21 protein-coding genes, 1 pseudogene and 1 other annotated feature (1 of these 23 only partly in view) are annotated in these 19972 nt (G+C 52.4%); of the genes and pseudogenes, 15 read left to right on the top strand and 7 right to left on the bottom strand.

Annotated elements, in window-relative coordinates:
- Positions 1 to 12 precede the first annotated feature (12 nt).
- Complete coding sequence (gene deoD, locus ACUU1I_RS04805; RefSeq protein WP_000224879.1) at positions 13 to 732, top strand: purine-nucleoside phosphorylase; 720 nt, start codon at positions 13 to 15, stop codon at positions 730 to 732.
- 160 nt (positions 733 to 892) lie between these two features.
- Here the strand turns inward: deoD and ACUU1I_RS04800 are convergent, their stop codons facing one another.
- From ACUU1I_RS04800 to ACUU1I_RS04790, 3 genes and pseudogenes are all read right to left on the bottom strand, one after another.
- A complete protein-coding gene (locus ACUU1I_RS04800; RefSeq protein ID WP_000566150.1) occupies positions 893 to 1156 on the bottom strand; it encodes a helix-turn-helix domain-containing protein in 264 nt (87 codons plus the stop codon).
- Positions 1157 to 1187: 31 nt separating this feature from the next.
- A pseudogene (gene lplA, locus ACUU1I_RS04795) lies at positions 1188 to 2204 on the bottom strand (lipoate--protein ligase LplA).
- Between the two features lie 27 nt (positions 2205 to 2231).
- Complete coding sequence (locus ACUU1I_RS04790; RefSeq protein ID WP_000124615.1) at positions 2232 to 2876, bottom strand: YtjB family periplasmic protein; 645 nt, start codon at positions 2874 to 2876, stop codon at positions 2232 to 2234.
- 105 nt (positions 2877 to 2981) lie between these two features.
- Here ACUU1I_RS04790 and serB point away from each other — a divergent pair, with 105 nt between their 5' ends.
- Genes serB through nadS form a run of 4 tightly spaced genes read left to right on the top strand, consistent with a single transcriptional unit; the run spans position 2982 to position 6835 of the window.
- Positions 2982 to 3950, top strand: coding sequence for a phosphoserine phosphatase (gene serB / locus ACUU1I_RS04785; protein ID WP_001132940.1), 969 nt, complete (start codon positions 2982 to 2984; stop codon positions 3948 to 3950).
- A 48-nt stretch (positions 3951 to 3998) separates the two neighbouring features.
- Positions 3999 to 5381, top strand: a complete 1383-nt coding sequence (gene radA / locus ACUU1I_RS04780) for a DNA repair protein RadA (protein WP_005053736.1) — start codon at positions 3999 to 4001, stop codon at positions 5379 to 5381.
- 20 nt (positions 5382 to 5401) lie between these two features.
- Positions 5402 to 6634, top strand: a complete 1233-nt coding sequence (nadR, locus tag ACUU1I_RS04775; RefSeq protein WP_000093812.1) for a multifunctional transcriptional regulator/nicotinamide-nucleotide adenylyltransferase/ribosylnicotinamide kinase NadR — start codon at positions 5402 to 5404, stop codon at positions 6632 to 6634.
- Between the two features lie 33 nt (positions 6635 to 6667).
- Entirely contained in the window at positions 6668 to 6835 is a 168-nt protein-coding gene (nadS, locus tag ACUU1I_RS04770; RefSeq protein ID WP_000007444.1) for a NadS family protein, read from the top strand.
- Positions 6836 to 6941: 106 nt separating this feature from the next.
- Here nadS and ettA read toward each other — a convergent pair whose 3' ends face one another.
- Positions 6942 to 8609, bottom strand: a complete 1668-nt coding sequence (gene ettA / locus ACUU1I_RS04765) for an energy-dependent translational throttle protein EttA (protein ID WP_000046749.1) — start codon at positions 8607 to 8609, stop codon at positions 6942 to 6944.
- Positions 8610 to 8819: 210 nt separating this feature from the next.
- Between ettA and sltY the strand changes: the two genes are divergently transcribed.
- Both sltY and trpR read left to right on the top strand, forming a co-directional pair.
- Positions 8820 to 10757, top strand: coding sequence for a murein transglycosylase (gene sltY, locus ACUU1I_RS04760; RefSeq protein WP_005065895.1), 1938 nt, complete (start codon positions 8820 to 8822; stop codon positions 10755 to 10757).
- An 89-nt stretch (positions 10758 to 10846) separates the two neighbouring features.
- On the top strand, positions 10847 to 11173 hold the full coding sequence (trpR, locus tag ACUU1I_RS04755) for a trp operon repressor (RefSeq protein WP_000068679.1): 327 nt from the start codon (positions 10847 to 10849) through the stop codon (positions 11171 to 11173).
- 84 nt (positions 11174 to 11257) lie between these two features.
- Here the strand turns inward: trpR and yjjX are convergent, their stop codons facing one another.
- The gene (yjjX, locus tag ACUU1I_RS04750; RefSeq protein ID WP_001341279.1) at positions 11258 to 11779 is read right to left on the bottom strand and encodes an inosine/xanthosine triphosphatase; all 522 of its coding nucleotides are present in this window, start codon (positions 11777 to 11779) and stop codon (positions 11258 to 11260) included.
- A gap of 51 nt (positions 11780 to 11830) precedes the next feature.
- Between yjjX and gpmB the strand changes: the two genes are divergently transcribed.
- A complete protein-coding gene (gene gpmB / locus ACUU1I_RS04745; protein WP_000942344.1) occupies positions 11831 to 12478 on the top strand; it encodes a 2,3-diphosphoglycerate-dependent phosphoglycerate mutase GpmB in 648 nt (215 codons plus the stop codon).
- Here the strand turns inward: gpmB and robA are convergent.
- Complete coding sequence (robA, locus tag ACUU1I_RS04740) at positions 12475 to 13344, bottom strand: MDR efflux pump AcrAB transcriptional activator RobA (RefSeq protein ID WP_000371675.1); 870 nt, start codon at positions 13342 to 13344, stop codon at positions 12475 to 12477. The genes gpmB and robA overlap by 4 nt on opposite strands.
- A 210-nt stretch (positions 13345 to 13554) precedes the next feature.
- Here robA and creA point away from each other — a divergent pair, with 210 nt between their 5' ends.
- Genes creA through creD form a run of 4 tightly spaced genes read left to right on the top strand, consistent with a single transcriptional unit; the run spans position 13555 to position 17564 of the window.
- Positions 13555 to 14028, top strand: coding sequence for a protein CreA (creA, locus tag ACUU1I_RS04735; RefSeq protein WP_000875487.1), 474 nt, complete (start codon positions 13555 to 13557; stop codon positions 14026 to 14028).
- Positions 14029 to 14040: 12 nt separating this feature from the next.
- Complete coding sequence (creB, locus tag ACUU1I_RS04730; RefSeq protein WP_001188672.1) at positions 14041 to 14730, top strand: two-component system response regulator CreB; 690 nt, start codon at positions 14041 to 14043, stop codon at positions 14728 to 14730.
- Positions 14730 to 16154, top strand: a complete 1425-nt coding sequence (gene creC, locus ACUU1I_RS04725) for a two-component system sensor histidine kinase CreC (protein WP_001219566.1) — start codon at positions 14730 to 14732, stop codon at positions 16152 to 16154. The genes creB and creC overlap by 1 nt, the downstream gene beginning before the upstream one ends.
- Before the next feature lie 57 nt (positions 16155 to 16211).
- A complete protein-coding gene (gene creD, locus ACUU1I_RS04720; RefSeq protein WP_000920341.1) occupies positions 16212 to 17564 on the top strand; it encodes a cell envelope integrity protein CreD in 1353 nt (450 codons plus the stop codon).
- 58 nt (positions 17565 to 17622) lie between these two features.
- Here the strand turns inward: creD and arcA are convergent, their stop codons facing one another.
- Complete coding sequence (gene arcA, locus ACUU1I_RS04715) at positions 17623 to 18339, bottom strand: two-component system response regulator ArcA (protein WP_001194358.1); 717 nt, start codon at positions 18337 to 18339, stop codon at positions 17623 to 17625.
- A 95-nt stretch (positions 18340 to 18434) separates the two neighbouring features.
- On the opposite strand from arcA, the gene yjjY reads away from it, so the two are divergent.
- The 3 genes from yjjY to thrL all read left to right on the top strand — a co-directional run bounded on the left by yjjY (position 18435) and on the right by thrL (position 19940).
- Entirely contained in the window at positions 18435 to 18575 is a 141-nt protein-coding gene (gene yjjY / locus ACUU1I_RS04710) for a YjjY family protein (protein WP_001303782.1), read from the top strand.
- Between the two features lie 399 nt (positions 18576 to 18974).
- Positions 18975 to 19661, top strand: coding sequence for a tRNA/rRNA methyltransferase (locus tag ACUU1I_RS04705; RefSeq protein ID WP_025759296.1), 687 nt, complete (start codon positions 18975 to 18977; stop codon positions 19659 to 19661).
- 213 nt (positions 19662 to 19874) lie between these two features.
- Positions 19875 to 19940, top strand: coding sequence for a thr operon leader peptide (gene thrL / locus ACUU1I_RS04700; protein ID WP_001386572.1), 66 nt, complete (start codon positions 19875 to 19877; stop codon positions 19938 to 19940).
- Positions 19876 to 19972: a sequence feature (Thr leader region), on the top strand; it runs 23 nt beyond the window's last position. (Overlaps the previous gene by 65 nt.)

Below are 19972 nucleotides of genomic sequence, written 5' to 3'. Positions count from 1 at the left end.
AAGGATAAAACAATGGCTACCCCACACATTAATGCAGAAATGGGCGATTTCGCTGACGTAGTTTTGATGCCAGGCGACCCGCTGCGTGCGAAGTATATTGCTGAAACTTTCCTTGAAGATGCCCGTGAAGTGAACAACGTTCGCGGTATGCTGGGCTTCACTGGTACTTACAAAGGCCGCAAAATTTCCGTAATGGGTCACGGTATGGGTATCCCGTCCTGCTCCATCTACACCAAAGAACTGATCACCGATTTCGGCGTGAAGAAAATTATCCGCGTTGGTTCCTGTGGCGCAGTTCTGCCGCACGTAAAACTGCGCGACGTCGTTATCGGTATGGGGGCCTGCACCGATTCCAAAGTTAACCGCATCCGTTTTAAAGACCATGACTTTGCCGCTATCGCTGACTTTGACATGGTGCGTAACGCAGTAGATGCAGCTAAAGCACTGGGCGTTGATGCTCGCGTGGGTAACCTGTTCTCCGCTGACCTGTTCTACTCTCCGGACGGCGAAATGTTCGACGTGATGGAAAAATACGGCATCCTCGGCGTGGAAATGGAAGCGGCTGGTATCTACGGCGTGGCTGCAGAGTTTGGCGCGAAAGCCCTGACCATCTGCACCGTGTCTGACCACATCCGCACTCACGAGCAGACCACTGCCGCTGAGCGTCAGACCACCTTCAACGACATGATCAAAATCGCACTGGAATCCGTTCTGCTGGGCGATAAAGAGTAATTGTGTTTCGCTGAAAGGCGATTGTCGTGTTAAGCCGGAGTGGGGGACTGCTCCGGCTTTTTAGTATCTATTCATCAATAGCAACTGATTTATAGATTTACTATTATTTTTCATATGGATAGAAAATAAAATACATTCAAGTATCTATTCACGAATCTATTCATTTATGTTCAGCCGTCATCCAGGAAGGGCATATCAGCAACTCTGGTGGACAACCATAAATTTCTGCCATTTTGCTTTTGATGTTTGAGCTAAGCCGTTCCGTCTTTTCGATCTGTTTTAGAGAATTAATCGAGATACCTAACATTTTACTTACTTCAGCAAGCGATAATTTATGCCTGATACGCACGGCGGCTAGCCAGGAAATACGCTGGCTGAACATTAAATTGATAATCTCCCGTTCCTGGTTTTCCAGATCGATCATATTTCCTTCCTTGGATATTTTAATCAGCGAGTTACCTTACCGCCCCCGCTATCCACGTCGACAACTCCCGTAGCTCTTTTTCCTGGTCCGGGAAGTCAACCAACAGCGCTTCGCACTCTTGTTGCAGCATATCCGCGCGGTACAGGCAGCCTTGCAGTCGCCCGGCGAGGGCTTCCAGCGGCGCGGGGTTGAGGCTGTCGGTAAATACCTGGGCGCGGGTGATATGGCCTTTTTCAACGTCGAAATGCAGTTCCACGCCGCCCCAGCTAAAGCGTTCATCCAGCAGATGCGAGAATGCCGGAGCCTGACCGAAGTTCCACTCTCAGCTACTCTGACGGGCAAAGGTTTCGGCGAAGTTTGGCAAGTCTGGCGTTTTGTCCGGGGAGATGATTTCCGCTTCCACGTGCTCGCCATAATGGGCGAAAAAGGCCTCGGTTATGGCCTCGCAAACCTGCTCATGGGTGAGCCCCGGCAGCAGCTCGGTGAGGTTGGTCACGCGGGAACGCACTGAAGTAATGCCTTTCGCCGCCAGTTTCTTTTTATCCGGATTGAGATAGTTTGCCAGGCGGCTGAGGTCGGCATTGAGTAGCAAGGTGCCGTGGTGGAAGCCGCGATCTTTGGTTTCGCGATAGGCCGAGCCTGAGACTTTGCGGTCGCCTTCGACGGTTTTCACCACCAGATCGTTACGTCCGGACGCTTCGGCGCTGACGCCGAGCGCGTTCAGCGCATTGAGCACAATCGACGTGGAGATAGTTTTATCGTACTCCGGCTTGCCAGCCATAAAGGTAAAGCAGGTATTGCCGAGATCGTGGAACACCGCGCCGCCACCGCTACTGCGCCGCGCCAGGCGGACGTTATCTTCTTCCATCCGCCGGGTATTACACTCTTTCCACGGGTTCTGCGCGCGACCAATTACTACCGTGTCGGCATTGCGCCAGAGAAACAGAACGCGCTGCGTGGCGGGCATTTGGCGAAAAATACACTCTTCCACCGCCAGGTTAAACCACGGGTCGTAAGAGTCAGAGATGAGCAGGCGTAATGTGGACATAACGATTTCCTTTCTTGTAGTAATGGGTCACTCTTTTTTCTCGCTTTCTTCCTCTTCCGGCACCGGTTTGCTGGCGGTTAACAGGAAGGGCGATTGCTGCCAGCGGGTGCGTTTACCCTGTAGCAGCGTGCGGGTCAGCACTACGCCGATTGCCAGTGAGAGCAGCAACATCAGGCGTAAAATGTTAGTGGTGTTATCCACCTGTTGGGCTTCGGTGGCGAGCGTATGGGTGTCGAGTGTCAGGCGCAGATAGCCGAGCGGTCCGTTTTTACCCGCAATTGGCTCGACAATCTGCTGGTTAAAATAGCCGCCTGCTTTTTTACCGTCGAGCGCCAGCCGATCGCGCACTTCGACGCTTTCGCCAGAACGTGCGATAAGATCGCCTTGTTCGTCATACACACCCGCGTCGAGGATACGGCTTTCATCCGTTAACTGATCGAGGATCGCCTGAATGCGTTTTTCATCCGGTGAGTCGGTACGCATCAGCGGTGCAACGTTCAGCGTCACCTGACGCGCCAGGGTGCGGGCCAGTTCTTCCAGCTGTGGATTACGCTGTCGCTGGTGGTTTTGACTAAACCATGACGCTCCCTGCATCAGTGCCACTAACAAGGCAAGACAGAACAGGACAATCACTGCCCGATGTAGCCGGAATTTCAGTTTTGTGCGAGCCATCTTCCACCCTTTGAAAATTTGAGACTTAATGTTGCCAGAAGCAATGGATACAAGGTAGCCTCATGCGTTATTTTCCCTGCTTCGAACGATTTTACAGGAGCCTTAATGCCTAACATTACCTGGTGCGACCTGCCTGAAGATGTCTCTTTATGGCCGGGTCTGCCTCTTTCATTAAGTGGTGATGAAGTGATGCCACTGGATTACCACGCAGCTCGTAGCGGCTGGCTGCTGTATGGTCGTGGGCTGGATAAACAGCGTCTGACCCAATACCAGAGCAAACTGGGTGCGGCGATGGTGATTGTTGCCGCCTGGTGCGTGGAAGATTATCAGGTGATTCGTCTGGCAGGTTCACTCACCGCACGGGCTACACGCCTGGCCCACGAAGCGCAGCTGGATGTCGCCCCGCTGGGGAAAATCCCGCACCTGCGCACGCCGGGTTTGCTGGTGATGGACATGGATTCCACCGCCATCCAGATTGAATGTATTGATGAAATTGCCAAGCTGGCCGGAACGGGCGAGATGGTAGCGGAGGTAACCGAACGGGCGATGCGCGGCGAACTCGATTTTACCGCCAGCCTGCGCAGCCGCGTGGCGACGCTGAAAGGCGCTGACGCCAATATTCTGCAACAGGTGCGTGAAAATCTGCCGCTGATGCCAGGCTTAACGCAGCTGGTGCTCAAGCTGGAAACGCTGGGCTGGAAAGTGGCGATTGCCTCCGGCGGCTTTACTTTCTTTGCTGAATACCTGCGCGACAAGCTGCGCCTGACAGCCGTGGTAGCCAATGAACTGGAGATCATGGACGGTAAATTTACCGGCAATGTGATCGGCGACATCGTAGACGCACAGTACAAAGCGAAAACTCTGACTCGCCTCGCGCAGGAGTATGAAATCCCGCTGGCGCAGACCGTGGCGATTGGCGATGGAGCTAATGACCTGCCGATGATCAAAGCAGCAGGGCTGGGGATTGCCTACCATGCCAAGCCAAAAGTGAATGAAAAGGCGGAAGTCACCATCCGTCACGCTGACCTGATGGGGGTATTCTGCATCCTCTCTGGCAGCCTGAATCAGAAGTAATTGCCTGCCCGTCATCCTGCGGGCGGCACAGCATTAACGAGGTACACCGTGGCAAAAGCTCCAAAACGCGCCTTTGTTTGTAATGAATGCGGGGCCGATTATCCGCGCTGGCAGGGGCAGTGCAGTGCCTGTCATGCCTGGAACACCATCACCGAGGTGCGTCTTGCTGCGTCGCCAACGGTGGCGCGTAACGAGCGTCTCAGCGGCTATGCCGGTAGCGCCGGGGTGGCAAAAGTCCAGAAACTCTCCGATATCAGCCTTGAAGAGCTGCCGCGTTTTTCCACCGGATTTAAAGAGTTCGACCGCGTACTAGGCGGCGGCGTGGTGCCAGGAAGTGCCATTCTGATTGGCGGTAACCCTGGTGCGGGGAAATCCACGCTGTTGCTGCAAACGCTGTGCAAACTGGCCCAGCAGATGAAAACGCTGTATGTCACCGGCGAAGAGTCGCTGCAACAGGTGGCAATGCGCGCTCATCGCCTTGGCCTGCCGACTGACAATCTCAATATGTTGTCGGAAACCAGCATCGAGCAGATCTGCCTGATTGCCGAAGAAGAGCAACCGAAGCTGATGGTAATTGACTCGATCCAGGTGATGCATATGGCGGATGTACAATCATCGCCTGGTAGCGTGGCGCAGGTGCGTGAAACGGCGGCTTATCTGACGCGTTTCGCCAAAACGCGCGGTGTGGCGATTGTCATGGTTGGACACGTAACCAAAGATGGTTCGCTGGCTGGCCCGAAAGTGCTGGAACACTGTATCGACTGTTCGGTGCTTCTGGATGGCGATGCCGACTCTCGTTTTCGCACCTTACGCAGCCATAAAAACCGCTTCGGCGCGGTGAATGAGCTGGGCGTCTTCGCGATGACCGAACAGGGGCTGCGTGAAGTCAGCAACCCTTCGGCAATTTTCTTAAGTCGCGGAGATGAAGTGACCTCCGGCAGCTCCGTGATGGTGGTGTGGGAAGGAACGCGTCCGTTGCTGGTGGAGATTCAGGCGCTGGTCGATCACTCGATAATGGCGAATCCGCGCCGCGTGGCAGTGGGGCTGGAACAAAACCGTCTGGCAATCCTGCTGGCTGTCTTGCACCGTCACGGTGGTCTGCAAATGGCCGATCAGGATGTGTTTGTGAACGTGGTCGGCGGCGTGAAGGTAACCGAAACCAGCGCCGACTTAGCGTTACTGCTGGCGATGGTTTCCAGCCTGCGTGACAGACCGCTGCCACAGGATCTGGTGGTGTTTGGTGAAGTCGGGCTGGCAGGGGAGATCCGCCCGGTGCCCAGTGGCCAGGAGCGGATTTCTGAAGCGGCGAAACACGGTTTTCGCCGGGCGATTGTTCCGGCGGCTAACGTACCGAAAAAAGCGCCGGAAGGGATGCAGATTTTTGGCGTTAAAAAACTCTCCGACGCGCTTAGCGTGTTCGACGACTTATAATGAGAGATACGGAGGGAGATATGTCGTCATTTGATTACCTGAAAACTGCCATCAAGCAACAGGGCTGCACGCTACAGCAGGTAGCTGATGCCAGCGGTATGACCAAAGGGTATTTAAGCCAGTTACTGAATGCCAAAATTAAAAGCCCCAGCGCGCAAAAGCTGGAGGCATTGCACCGTTTTTTGGGGCTTGAATTTCCCCGGCAGAAGAAAACCATTGGTGTCGTATTCGGTAAGTTCTACCCGCTGCATACCGGACATATCTACCTTATCCAGCGCGCCTGTAGCCAGGTTGACGAGCTGCATATCATTATGGGTTTTGACGATACCCGCGACCGCGCGTTGTTTGAAGACAGCGCCATGTCGCAGCAGCCCACGGTGCCGGATCGTCTGCGCTGGCTATTGCAAACCTTTAAATATCAGAAAAATATCCGTATTCATGCTTTCAACGAAGAGGGCATGGAGCCGTATCCGCATGGCTGGGATGTGTGGAGCAACGGCATCAAAAAGTTTATGGCTGAAAAGGGGATCCAGCCGGACCTGATCTACACCTCGGAAGAAGCCGATGCGCCACAGTATATGGAACATCTGGGGATCGAGACGGTGCTGGTCGATCCGAAACGTACCTTTATGAGTATCAGCGGTGCGCAGATCCGCGAAAACCCGTTCCGCTACTGGGAATATATTCCTACCGAAGTGAAGCCGTTTTTTGTGCGTACCGTGGCGATCCTTGGCGGCGAGTCGAGCGGTAAATCCACCCTGGTAAACAAACTTGCCAATATCTTCAACACCACCAGTGCGTGGGAATATGGCCGCGATTATGTCTTTTCACACCTCGGCGGTGATGAGATCGCATTGCAGTATTCCGACTACGATAAAATCGCGTTGGGCCACGCACAATACATTGATTTTGCAGTGAAATACGCCAATAAAGTGGCGTTTATTGACACCGATTTTGTCACTACCCAGGCGTTCTGCAAAAAGTACGAAGGGCGTGAGCATCCGTTCGTGCAGGCGCTGATTGATGAATACCGTTTCGATCTGGTGATCCTGCTGGAGAACAACACGCCGTGGGTGGCGGATGGTTTACGCAGCCTCGGCAGTTCGGTGGATCGCAAAGAGTTCCAGAACTTGCTGGTGGAGATGCTGGAAGAGAACAATATCGAATTCGTGCGGGTTGAAGAGGACGATTACGACAGCCGTTTCCTGCGCTGCGTGGAGCTGGTGCGGGAGATGATGGGGGAGCAAGGATAACCGTGACGAAACTGCTCAAAGGCGAGGTATAAAATGAGTTTTTTTGATGAGTTGAAAACCTCTCTGGAAGAGGCTGTCGAGATTAAACAAGGTTTGAAAAAACCTGCACGGGTGACCCGCCACGAAATTGAGGATGCTAAGGCTGTTGTAGACCGGAAAAGGTGTTCACGCCGCATCCGGCATTCGGTGCTCAATGCCTGATGCGACGCTTACCGCGTCTTATCAGGCCTACAGTTTTACAACGTATTGAAATTGCTGGTTTTGTAGGCCGGATAAGGCGTTCGCGCCGCATCCGGCATTTTACGCATTACTTCGCAATACGCTTGTACTTGATACGCTTCGGCTCCAGCGCGTCTGCGCCCAGCGTGCGTTTTTTGTACTCTTCGTACTCAGTAAAGTTACCTTCGAAGAACTCAACTTTACCTTCATCCTGGTAGTCCAGGATGTGCGTGGCGATACGGTCGAGGAACCAACGGTCGTGCGAGATAACCATCGCACAGCCCGGGAACTCCAGCAGGGCGTTTTCCAGCGCGCGCAGGGTTTCGATATCCAGGTCGTTGGTTGGTTCGTCGAGCAGCAGCATGTTGCCGCCAACCTGCAGCAGCTTCGCCAGATGCAGACGACCGCGCTCACCACCGGAAAGTTCGCCAACACGTTTACCCTGATCAACCCCTTTAAAGTTAAAGCGGCCAACGTAGGCGCGGCTTGGCATCTCGGTGTTGCCGATCTTCATAATATCCAGCCCGCCGGAAACTTCTTCCCAAACGGTTTTGCTGTTATCCATTGAGTCACGGAACTGATCAACCGATGCCAGTTTCACCGTTTCACCCAAAGTGATGGTGCCGCTGTCCGGCTGTTCCTGACCGGAGATCATACGGAACAGGGTCGATTTACCCGCGCCGTTCGGACCGATGATCCCGACGATCGCCCCTTTCGGGATCGAGAAGCTCAGGTCATCAATCAGCAGGCGATCGCCGTAGGATTTACGCAGGTTGCTGACTTCCAGCACTTTATCGCCCAGACGCGGTCCAGGTGGAATAAACAGTTCGTTGGTTTCGTTACGTTTCTGGTATTCGGTGCTGTTCAGCTCTTCAAAGCGTGCCAGACGTGCTTTACCTTTCGACTGGCGGCCTTTAGTTCCCTGACGTACCCACTCCAGCTCTTTCTCGATCGACTTACGACGCGCCGCTTCTTGTGAAGCTTCCTGCGCCAGACGCTGATCTTTCTGCTCCAGCCAGGAGGAGTAGTTACCTTCCCACGGAATACCTTCACCGCGGTCCAGTTCGAGGATCCAGCCTGCAACGTTATCGAGGAAGTAACGGTCGTGAGTAATCGCCACCACGGTGCCTTCGAAGTCGTGCAGGAAGCGTTCCAGCCACGCCACGGATTCGGCATCCAGGTGGTTGGTCGGTTCGTCGAGCAGCAGCATGTCTGGTTTTTCCAGCAGCAGGCGGCACAACGCCACGCGACGACGCTCACCACCGGAGAGGTTAGCGATTTTCGCGTCCCAATCTGGCAGACGCAGCGCATCCGCCGCACGCTCCAGCTGTACGTTCAGGTTATGACCGTCGTGAGCCTGAATGATCTCTTCCAGACGGCCTTGTTCAGCGGCCAGCTTGTCAAAATCGGCATCCGGATCGGCGTACAGCGCATACACTTCATCCAGGCGTTTCAGGGCGTTAACCACTTCTGAAACCGCTTCTTCAATGGACTCACGCACGGTGTGTTCCGGGTTCAGCTGCGGTTCCTGCGGCAGATAACCAATCTTGATGTCTGGCTGCGGACGCGCTTCACCTTCGATGTCTTTATCAATGCCCGCCATAATGCGCAGCAGGGTGGACTTACCCGCGCCGTTCAGACCCAGGACACCAATTTTTGCCCCAGGGAAGAAACTCAGAGAGATGTTTTTCAAAATATGACGTTTCGGCGGAACAACTTTGCCGACACGATGCATGGTATAAACGAATTGAGCCACGTTGGACTTCGCCTCTATGTTTATCGTGATGATGAGTTTTCAAAGGCGAAGTGTAGCCTGTTTCCCCGCCTAATCCCAGTTGGTCGATCACCTTCGCAGTAAAAGTAAAAAAGTGTCCGTAACGTGGCGTAAACGGCAATGACTGGTTAGCATAAATCTATTACGCGGTATGACGCTGCATTGATGTATTTACACTTAGAGGATGCGCTTGTGGAAAAAGCCAAACAAGTTACCTGGCGGCTGTTGGCTGCCGGTGTCTGTCTGCTGACGGTCAGCAGCGTGGCGCGAGCCGACTCACTGGATGAGCAGCGTAGCCGTTACGCGCAAATCAAGCAGGCCTGGGATAATCGACAGATGGATGTGGTCGAACAAATGATGCCTGGACTGAAGGATTATCCGCTTTATCCCTACCTGGAATACCGCCAGATCACCGATGACCTGATGAATCAACCGGCGGTGACGGTCACTAACTTTGTTCGCGCTAACCCCACGCTTCCTCCCGCTCGCACGCTGCAATCTCGTTTCGTCAATGAACTGGCGCGGCGTGAAGACTGGCGTGGCTTGTTAGCCTTTAGCCCGGAAAAGCCCGGAACTACCGAAGCGCAATGTAATTACTACTATGCGAAATGGAACACCGGGCAGAGTGAAGAAGCCTGGCAAGGGGCGAAAGAGCTGTGGCTAACCGGCAAGAGCCAGCCTAACGCCTGTGACAAGTTATTTAGCGTCTGGCGTGCGTCAGGTAAACAAGATCCGCTGGCGTATTTAGAGCGTATCCGTCTGGCGATGAAAGCGGGTAACACAGGCCTGGTAACAGTGCTGGCAGGGCAGATGCCTGCCGATTACCAGACTATCGCCTCGGCAATCATTTCACTGGCGAACAACCCTAATACGGTACTGACCTTCGCGCGTACAACCGGCGCGACCGATTTTACCCGTCAAATGGCGGCGGTGGCGTTTGCCAGTGTGGCGCGGCAGGATGCCGAAAATGCACGGCTGATGATCCCGTCGCTTGCCCAGGCGCAGCAGCTTAATGAAGATGAGATTCAGGAGCTGCGCGATATCGTCGCCTGGCGTTTGATGGGCAATGATGTCACCGATGAGCAGGCGAAATGGCGCGATGACGCCATTATGCGCTCGCAATCCACGTCGTTGATTGAACGCCGTGTGCGAATGGCGCTTGGCACCGGCGATCGTCGCGGCCTGAATACCTGGCTGGCGCGTCTGCCGATGGAAGCAAAAGAGAAAGATGAATGGCGTTACTGGCAGGCGGATTTATTGCTGGAACGCGGACGTGAAGCTGAAGCGAAAGAGATTTTGCATCAACTCATGCAACAGCGTGGTTTCTACCCGATGGTTGCAGCACAACGCATCGGTGAAGAGTATGAGCTGAAGATTGATAAAGCGCCGCAGAATGTTGACAGCACCCTGACTCAGGGGCCGGAGATGGCGCGCGTGCGCGAGTTGATGTACTGGAATCTCGATAATACCGCGCGTAGCGAGTGGGCCAATCTGGTGAAGAGCAAGTCAAAAACAGAGCAGGCTCAACTGGCTCGGTATGCTTTCAATAACCAATGGTGGGATCTTAGCGTTCAGGCAACGATCGCCGGGAAGCTTTGGGATCATCTGGAAGAGCGATTCCCGCTGGCTTACAACGATCTTTTCAAACGTTACACCAGTGGGAAAGAGATCCCGCAAAGCTATGCGATGGCGATTGCCCGTCAGGAGAGCGCCTGGAATCCGAAAGTGAAATCACCGGTAGGGGCCAGCGGCCTGATGCAGATTATGCCTGGTACAGCGACCCATACGGTGAAGATGTTCTCTATTCCTGGTTATAGCAGCCCTGGGCAATTGCTGGATCCGGAAACGAACATCAACATTGGCACCAGTTACCTGCAATATGTTTATCAGCAGTTTGGCAATAACCGTATTTTCTCCTCAGCAGCTTATAACGCCGGACCTGGACGGGTGCGAACCTGGCTTGGCAACAGCGCCGGGCGTATCGACGCTGTGGCATTTGTCGAGAGTATTCCGTTCTCCGAGACGCGCGGTTATGTGAAGAACGTGCTGGCTTATGATGCTTACTACCGCTATTTCATGGGGGATAAACCGACGTTGATGAGCGCCACGGAATGGGGACGTCGTTACTGATCCGCACGTTTATGATATGCTATCGTACTCTTTAGCGAGTACAACCGGGGGAGTCATTTTGCTTCCCCCGCTAACAATGGCGACATATTATGGCCCAACAATCACCCTATTCAGCAGCGATGGCAGAACAGCGTCACCAGGAGTGGTTACGTTTTGTCGACCTGCTTAAGAATGCCTACCAAAACGATCTCCATTTACCGTTGTTAAACCTGATGCTGACGCCAGATGAGCGCGAAGCGTTGGGGACTCGCGTGCGTATTGTCGAAGAGCTGTTGCGTGGCGAAATGAGTCAGCGTGAGTTAAAAAATGAACTCGGCGCGGGCATCGCGACGATTACGCGTGGATCTAACAGCCTGAAAGCCGCGCCCGTGGAGCTGCGTCAGTGGCTGGAAGAGGTGTTGCTGAAAAGCGATTGATTTTGTAGGCCTGATAAGACGCGGCAGCGTCGCATCAGGCATCGTGCACCGAATGTCGGATGCGGCGTGAACGCCTTATCCGTCCTACAATGCCTGATACACGGCATTGTGAAACGGACTCAGCGCCAGGATCACCGCCTGGTGATAGACGCTGGCGCGAGTGAGTTTCCCGGCGGTAAACACGCCGATCGCCCCTTCCTTACGGCCAATCTCATCAATACCGGTATAACGCGACATCACGGGACCAAGCGCCTCGCCTTCACGAACTTTTTCCAGAATCACCGCAGGTAACGGCAAAGTTGCCGAACGCGCCTCGCCGCGCTGGCTGGCGTTTTCAATCACCACCCAACTGAAAGTGCTGTCGCCATCAATGCCAGCTTCAATCGCCACCCAAAAATCAGCCTCTGGAAGTAAACGGCGGGCATTTGCTACCCGATTTCGTGCGCCAGCGCGCGTTTCCTCACTGCCAAAGGGTTGTTCCGGTACACCGCTCTCGACGGCAACGGATGCAATATGGCAGGATCCTTCGCCGAAGATCTCGTGAAATGCCTGCAGAATGGCCTGAATTTTAGCGGGATTGGTGGTCGCACAGACAACTTGGTGCATAATCAGCATTACTCAGAAAATTAACGTTACAGCAGTATACGGAAAAAAAGCATGTTACAGGTATACCTAGTCCGCCACGGTGAAACGCAGTGGAACGCCGAGCGACGTATTCAGGGCCAGTCTGACAGCCCGCTGACCGCCAAAGGTGAGCAACAGGCGATGCAGGTGGCAACCCGTGCCAAAGAGCTTGGCATTACGCATATTATCAGTAGCGATTTAGGACGCACCCGGCGTACGGCGGAAATCATCGCCCAGGCCTGCGGCTGTGACATCATCTTTGATTCTCGCCTGCGTGAATTAAACATGGGTGTGCTGGAAAAAAGACATATCGATTCTCTGACCGAAGAAGAAGAGAACTGGCGTCGGCAGCTGGTCAATGGCACCGTTGACGGGCGTATTCCTGAAGGCGAGTCAATGCAGGAGCTCAGCGATCGCGTCAATGCGGCACTGGAATCTTGCCGGGACTTACCGCAGGGAAGCCGACCGCTGCTGGTGAGCCATGGTATTGCACTGGGATGTCTGGTGAGTACGATTCTCGGATTACCAGCATGGGCAGAGCGCCGCTTACGTCTGCGTAACTGTTCTATTTCGCGCGTGGATTATCAGGAAAGCCTGTGGCTGGCGTCTGGCTGGGTCGTTGAAACCGCAGGGGACATCTCGCATCTGGACGCCCCTGCATTAGATGAGCTGCAGCGTTAACGGCGGATAGGAATCAGCAGTTCACAGCGCAGATTAATTGGGCGATCTCCCGCTTTGGCGTCTTCTGCCGGGTAGTATCGCTCAATATCCTGACCTTTACGGCGCGTCAGATTGAGCATTGGCATGCACGTTCCGTATACCGTCAGGATAAACTCCTGCACGCCGGTTCCCAGACCTTCATAGGTAAACATCACATATTCGCCGCCCTGCAGCATCACCGGATGCCCCGTCAGTACATAGCCATCTGCCTGATCCTGGGCTAACGCGGTGGTATAGAATACCTCTTGTTCGTCGTCTTTATCCTGACTCGGACGCGTTTCATTCAGGCCGTAGAGCACCGGCGGAATGGTCGGCGCGTTGCCGAGAAAATCGTGCCAGAACTGATAACGCATTTCATGGCGGAAATCAGAGATTTGCTCCAGCGAACAGGAGTAGCTCTGGGTAACACCAATCAGCGGCGTATCTTCCAGGGTGACAAATTTGTGCTCTGGCATTGTGAATTTACCCAGACGTAGCGGCGGGCGAATACCAAAGGCGCTCCATTCAGGAGAACGGCGGTAAAGTGCAGGAGTCTGGGCAAACTGCTTCTTGAATGCGCGGGTAAATGTCTGTTGAGAGTCGAAGCGGTATTGCAGCGCGATGTCCAGAATCGGACGCGCAGTCAGGCGTAGTGCGACCGCCGATTTCGACAAACGACGAGCACGAATATACGCGCCAATAGCATGGCCAGTGACATCTTTAAACATTCTCTGTAAGTGCCACTTGGAATAACCTGCTTTCGCCGCTACATTGTCGAGCGACAGGGGCTGATCCAGATGACCTTCCAGCCAGATTAAAAGGTCGCGAATAATGCCGGCCTGATCCATAAAATATCCTCATCCTTTCAACAACGAGCACCTGACATCAGGTAATTGGATAATAGCATTTTTTGCTGTTTTAGCATTCAGTGTTTTTTTCTTAGTAGAGTATGTTTTAGGGCCTGACGGAAATAAAAGAATTGAGATTTTGTTCTTAATCAATATGTTATTTACCGTGACGAACTAATTGCTCGTGTAATAGATAAAAATGGTAACAATATGAAATACAAGCATTTGATCCTGTCTTTAAGCCTGATAATGCTGGGGCCATTGGCTCATGCAGAAGAGATTGGTTCGGTCGACACCGTATTTAAAATGATCGGCCCGGATCACAAAATTGTTGTGGAAGCCTTTGACGATCCCGATGTGAAAAATGTCACCTGTTATGTGAGCCGGGCGAAAACCGGTGGTATTAAAGGGGGATTGGGCCTGGCAGAAGATACCTCCGATGCGGCCATTTCTTGTCAGCAAGTCGGGCCGATTGAACTGTCGGATCGTATTAAAAACGGCAAAGCTCAGGGCGAGGTAGTATTCAAAAAACGCACGTCCCTGGTCTTTAAGTCGTTACAGGTCGTGCGCTTTTATGACGCCAAACGCAACGCGCTCGCTTATCTGGCTTACTCCGACAAAGTTGTAGAAGGTTCGCCGAAAAACGCGATTAGCGCGGTTCCTGTCATGCCGTGGCGGCAATAACAGAGGCGATTTATGCAACGGGAAACGGTCTGGTTAGTGGAAGATGAGCAAGGGATAGCCGACACGCTGGTCTACATGTTGCAGCAGGAAGGTTTTGCCGTCGAGGTCTTTGAGCGAGGTTTGCCGGTGCTGGATAAAGCTCGCCAGCAGGTTCCCGACGTCATGATTCTCGACGTTGGTTTGCCTGATATCAGTGGCTTTGAATTGTGCCGCCAGTTACTGGCGCTCCATCCGGCGTTACCTGTACTGTTCCTGACGGCCCGAAGTGAAGAGGTCGATCGCCTGCTTGGGCTGGAAATTGGCGCTGACGACTATGTGGCTAAACCGTTTTCACCCCGCGAAGTGTGCGCCAGGGTGCGCACCTTACTGCGTCGGGTGAAGAAGTTCTCGACGCCGTCTCCCGTCATCCGTATTGGTCATTTTGAATTGAATGAACCCGCGGCGCAGATCAGCTGGTTTGACACGCCATTAACGCTGACGCGGTATGAGTTTTTATTGCTGAAGACGTTACTCAAGTCGCTAGGCCGCGTCTGGTCCCGCCAGCAACTAATGGATAGCGTGTGGGAAGATGCGCAGGACACCTACGATCGCACCGTCGATATCCACATTAAAACGCTGCGTGCCAAGCTGCGCGCCATCAACCCCGATCTTTCACCGATTAATACTCATCGCGGCATGGGATATAGCCTGAGGGGCTTGTAATGCGTATCGGCATGCGGTTGCTGCTGGGCTATTTTTTACTGGTGGCGGTGGCGGCCTGGTTCGTACTGGCTATTTTTGTCAAAGAAGTTAAACCGGGCGTGCGAAGAGCAACGGAGGGGACGTTGATCGACACGGCAACGTTACTTGCGGAGCTGGCGCGTCCCGATTTGCTCTCTGGGGACCCAACGCATGGGCAACTGGCGCAGGCGTTTAATCAGCTACAACATCGCCCGTTTCGCGCCAATATTGGTGGCATTAACAAAGTGCGCAATGAATATCATGTCTATATGACCGATGCGCATGGCAAAGTATTGTTCGATTCGGCAAATAAAGCCGTTGGACAGGATTATTCGCGCTGGAATGACGTCTGGCTAACGTTGCGTGGTCAGTATGGTGCGCGCAGCACGTTGCAAAATCCTGCCGATCCCGAAAGTTCGGTGATGTATGTTGCCGCGCCGATTATGGGCGGCTCGCGGCTTATTGGCGTTTTGAGCGTAGGCAAACCGAACGCGGCGATGGCTCCGGTCATTAAACGCAGCGAGCGGCGAATTTTATGGGCCAGCGCCATTTTGTTGGGGATTGCACTGGTGATTGGCGCAGGCATGGTTTGGTGGATCAACCGCTCCATTGCCCGGCTCACTCGCTATGCTGATTCCGTCACTGACAATAAGCCCGTTCCTCTTCCCGATCTCGGTAGTAGCGAGCTGCGTAAACTCGCGCAGGCGCTGGAAAGTATGCGCGTGAAGCTGGAAGGGAAAAACTATATTGAGCAGTATGTTTATGCGTTAACCCATGAGCTAAAAAGCCCACTGGCGGCGATTCGTGGCGTGGCGGAAATTTTACGCGAAGGTCCGCCGCCTGAAGTAGTGGCTCGTTTTACTGACAACATTCTGACACAAAATGCGCGAATGCAGGCGCTGGTGGAAACGTTACTACGCCAGGCAAGACTGGAGAATCGTCAGGAAGTCGTTCTGACTGCTGTTGATGTGGCGGCATTATTTCGCCGCGTCAGCGAAGCGCGCACCGTGCAGTTGGCAGAAAAAAACATCACTTTGCATGTTATGCCCACCGAGGTTAATGTTGCTGCTGAACCGGCGTTACTGGATCAGGCGCTGGGGAATTTACTGGATAACACCATCGATTTTACTCCCGAGAGCGGTTGCATAACGCTAAGCGCCGAAGTGGATCAGGAACACGTCACGCTTAAGGTGCTGGATACCGGTAGTGGTATTCCTGACTACGCGCTGTCACGTATTTTTGAACGCTTTTACTCTTTGCCGCGTGCAAATGGGCAAAAAAGCAGCGGTCTGGGGTTGGCGTTCGTCAGTGAGGTCGCCCGTTTGTTTAACGGCGAAGTCACGCTGCGCAACGTGCAGGAAGGTGGCGTGCTGGCCTCGCTACGACTTCACCGTAACTTCACATAGCTTCAAATTCTTCCCACATAGCCTTCGTATCCTGCTGCCATTGCAAAGGAGAAGACTATGTTGAAATCCCCCCTGTTCTGGAAAATGACCACCTTGTTTGGTGCAGTATTGCTGTTGTTGATTCCGATAATGCTGATTCGGCAAGTGATTGTCGAACGTGCCGATTACCGTAGCGATGTGGAAGATGCGATTCGCCAAAGTACCAGCGGGCCGCAAAAACTCGTTGGGCCGCTTATCGCTATTCCTGTGACCGAGCTTTATACGGTGCAGGAAGAGGATAAAACCGTGGAGCGGAAACGAAGTTTTATCCATTTTTGGTTACCTGAGTCATTGATGGTTGATGGCAATCAGAACGTGGAAGAACGCAAGATAGGGATTTATACCGGTCAGGTCTGGCACAGTGATTTAACGCTAAAAGCCGATTTCGATGTTTCGCGTCTTAGCGAGCTCAACGCGCCAAATATCATCTTAGGCAAGCCCTTTATTGTGATTAGCGTCGGGGATGCGCGTGGTATTGGTGTGGTGAAAGCGCCTGAAGTTAACGGAACGGCACTGACCATTGAACCCGGTACCGGGTTAGAGCAAGGCGGGCAGGGCGTGCATATCCCTTTACCCGAAGGGGACTGGCGGAAGCAGAACCTGCAGCTGAATATGGCACTGAATTTAAGCGGTACCGGCGATCTTTCTGTGGTGCCTGCCGGGCGTAATAGCGAAATGACCTTAACCAGCAACTGGCCGCATCCCAGTTTTTTAGGTGATTTTCTACCAGCCAAACGGGAAGCTAGCGAGTCAGGTTTTCAGGCGCAATGGCAAAGCAGCTGGTTTGCTAATAATCTCGGTGAGCGTTTTGCTTCAGGCAATGATACCGGCTGGGAAAACTTCCCCGCGTTTAGCGTCGCAGTGACGACGCCAGCCGATCAATACCAATTAACGGACCGGGCGACTAAGTACGCCATTCTGCTGATTGCACTGACTTTTATGGCGTTCTTTGTTTTTGAAACGCTCACCGCGCAACGTTTACACCCAATGCAATATTTGCTGGTGGGGCTTTCATTGGTGATGTTTTATTTGCTCTTGCTGGCGCTTTCTGAACATATCGGTTTTACCGTGGCATGGATAATCGCCAGTCTGATTGGGGCGTTAATGAACGGTATTTATTTGCAGGCGGTATTGAAAGGCTGGCGCAATAGCATGTTGTTTACCCTCGCGCTGTTGTTGCTGGATGGAGTGATGTGGGGACTGCTCAACTCTGCCGATAGCGCGCTGTTGTTGGGAACCAGTGTGCTGGTGGTGGCGCTGGCCGGCATGATGTTTGTGACTCGTAATATCGACTGGTATGCGTTTTCACTGCCGAAAATGAAAGCCAGTAAAGAAGTTACAACGGACGATGAATTACGTATCTGGAAATAAGGTTGAAAAATAAAAACGGCGCTAAAAAGCGCCGTTTTTTTGACGGTGGTAAAGCCGATTAATCTTCCAGATCACCGCAGAAGCGATAACCTTCACCGTGAATGGTGGCGATGATTTCCGGCGTATCCGGCGTAGATTCGAAATGTTTACGAATACGGCGGATCGTCACGTCTACAGTACGGTCGTGCGGTTTCAGCTCACGGCCGGTCATTTTCTTCAGCAGTTCAGCACGAGACTGAATTTTGCCTGGGTTTTCACAGAAGTGAAGCATGGCGCGGAACTCGCTGCGCGGCAGCTTGTACTGCTCGCCATCAGGGCCGATCAACGAACGGCTGTTGATGTCCAGTTCCCAACCATTGAACTTGTAGCTTTCAACGCTACGACGTTCTTCGCTGACAGTACCCAGATTCATGGTACGGGACAGCAGGTTGCGTGCACGAATCGTCAGTTCACGCGGGTTGAACGGTTTGGTGATGTAGTCATCTGCACCGATTTCGAGGCCGAGAATTTTATCGACTTCGTTGTCACGGCCAGTCAGGAACATCAACGCAACATTCGCCTGCTCGCGCAGTTCACGCGCTAACAGAAGACCGTTCTTACCCGGCAGATTGATATCCATGATCACCAGGTTGATGTCATATTCAGAGAGGATCTGATGCATTTCCGCGCCATCTGTCGCTTCGAAAACATCATAGCCTTCCGCTTCGAAAATACTTTTCAACGTGTTGCGTGTTACCAACTCGTCTTCAACGATAAGAATGTGCGGGGTCTGCATGTTTGCTACCTAAATTGCCAACTAAATCGAAACAGGAAGTACAAAAGTCCCTGACCTGCCTGATGCATGCTGCAAATTAACATGATCGGCGTAACATGACTAAAGTACGTAATTGCGTTCTTGATGCACTTTCCATCAACGTCAACAACATCATTAGCTTGGTCGTGGGTACTTTCCCTCAGGACCCGACAGTGTCAAAAACGGCTGTCATCCTAACCATTTTAACAGCAACATAACAGGCTAAGAGGGGCCGGACACCCAATAAAACTACGCTTCGTTGACATATATCAAGTTCAATTGTAGCACGTTAACAGTTTGATGAAATCATCGTATCTAAATGCTAGCTTTCGTCACATTATTTTAATAATCCAACTAGTTGCATCATACAACTAATAAACGTGGTGAATCCAATTGTCGAGATTTATTTTTTATAAAATTATCCTAAGTAAACAGAAGGATATGTAGCATTTTTTAACAATTAAACCGTTAGTGCAGTCAGAAAATAGTTTAGCCTTTTTTAAGCTAAGTAAAGGGCTTTTTCTGCGGCTTACGTTAAGAATTTGTAAATTCGCACCGCGTAATAAGTTGACAGTGATCACCCTGTTCGCGGTTATTTGGTCAAGAAGAGTGGCAATATGCGTATAACGATTATCCTGGTCGCACCCGCCAGAGCAGAAAATATTGGGGCAGCGGCGCGGGCAATGAAAACGATGGGTTTTAGCGAACTGCGGATTGTCGATAGTCAGGCACACCTGGAGCCAGCCACCCGCTGGGTCGCACATGGATCTAGTGATATTATTGATAATATTAAAGTTTTCCCGACACTGGCTGAATCGTTACACGATGTCGATTTCACTGTCGCCACCACTGCGCGTAGTCGGGCGAAATATCATTACTACGCCACGCCAGTAGAACTGGTGCCGCTGTTAGAGGAAAAATCTTCATGGATGAGCCATGCCGCGCTGGTGTTTGGTCGCGAAGATTCCGGGCTGACTAACGAAGAGTTAGCGTTGGCTGACGTGCTTACTGGTGTGCCGATGGTGGCGGATTATCCTTCGCTCAATCTGGGGCAGGCGGTGATGGTCTATTGCTATCAATTAGCAACATTAATACAACAACCGGCGAAAAGTGACACAACGGCAGACCAACATCAACTGCAAGCTTTACGCGAACGAGTCATGGCATTGCTGACGACTCTGGCAGTGGCAGATGACATAAAACTGGTCGACTGGTTACAGCAACGCCTGGGGCTTTTAGAGCAACGAGACACGGCAATGTTGCACCGTTTGCTGCATGATATTGAAAAAAATATCACCAAATAAAAAACGCCTTAGTAAGTATTTTTCAGCTTTTCATTCTGACTGCAACGGGCAATATGTCTCTGTGTGGATTAAAAAAAGAGTGTCTGATAGCAGCTTCTGAACTGGTTACCTGCCGTGAGTAAATTAAAATTTTATTGACTTAGGTCACTAAATACTTTAACCAATATAGGCATAGCGCACAGACAGATAAAAATTACAGAGTACACAACATCCATGAAACGCATTAGCACCACCATTACCACCACCATCACCATTACCACAGGTAACGGTGCGGGCTGACGCGTACAGGAAACACAGAAAAAAGCCCGCAC

This window comes from Shigella sp. SIG3, assembly GCF_053555855.1.
Note: the sequence above shows the minus strand (reverse complement) of the source record. Positions and strands in the feature narration are given on the sequence as shown.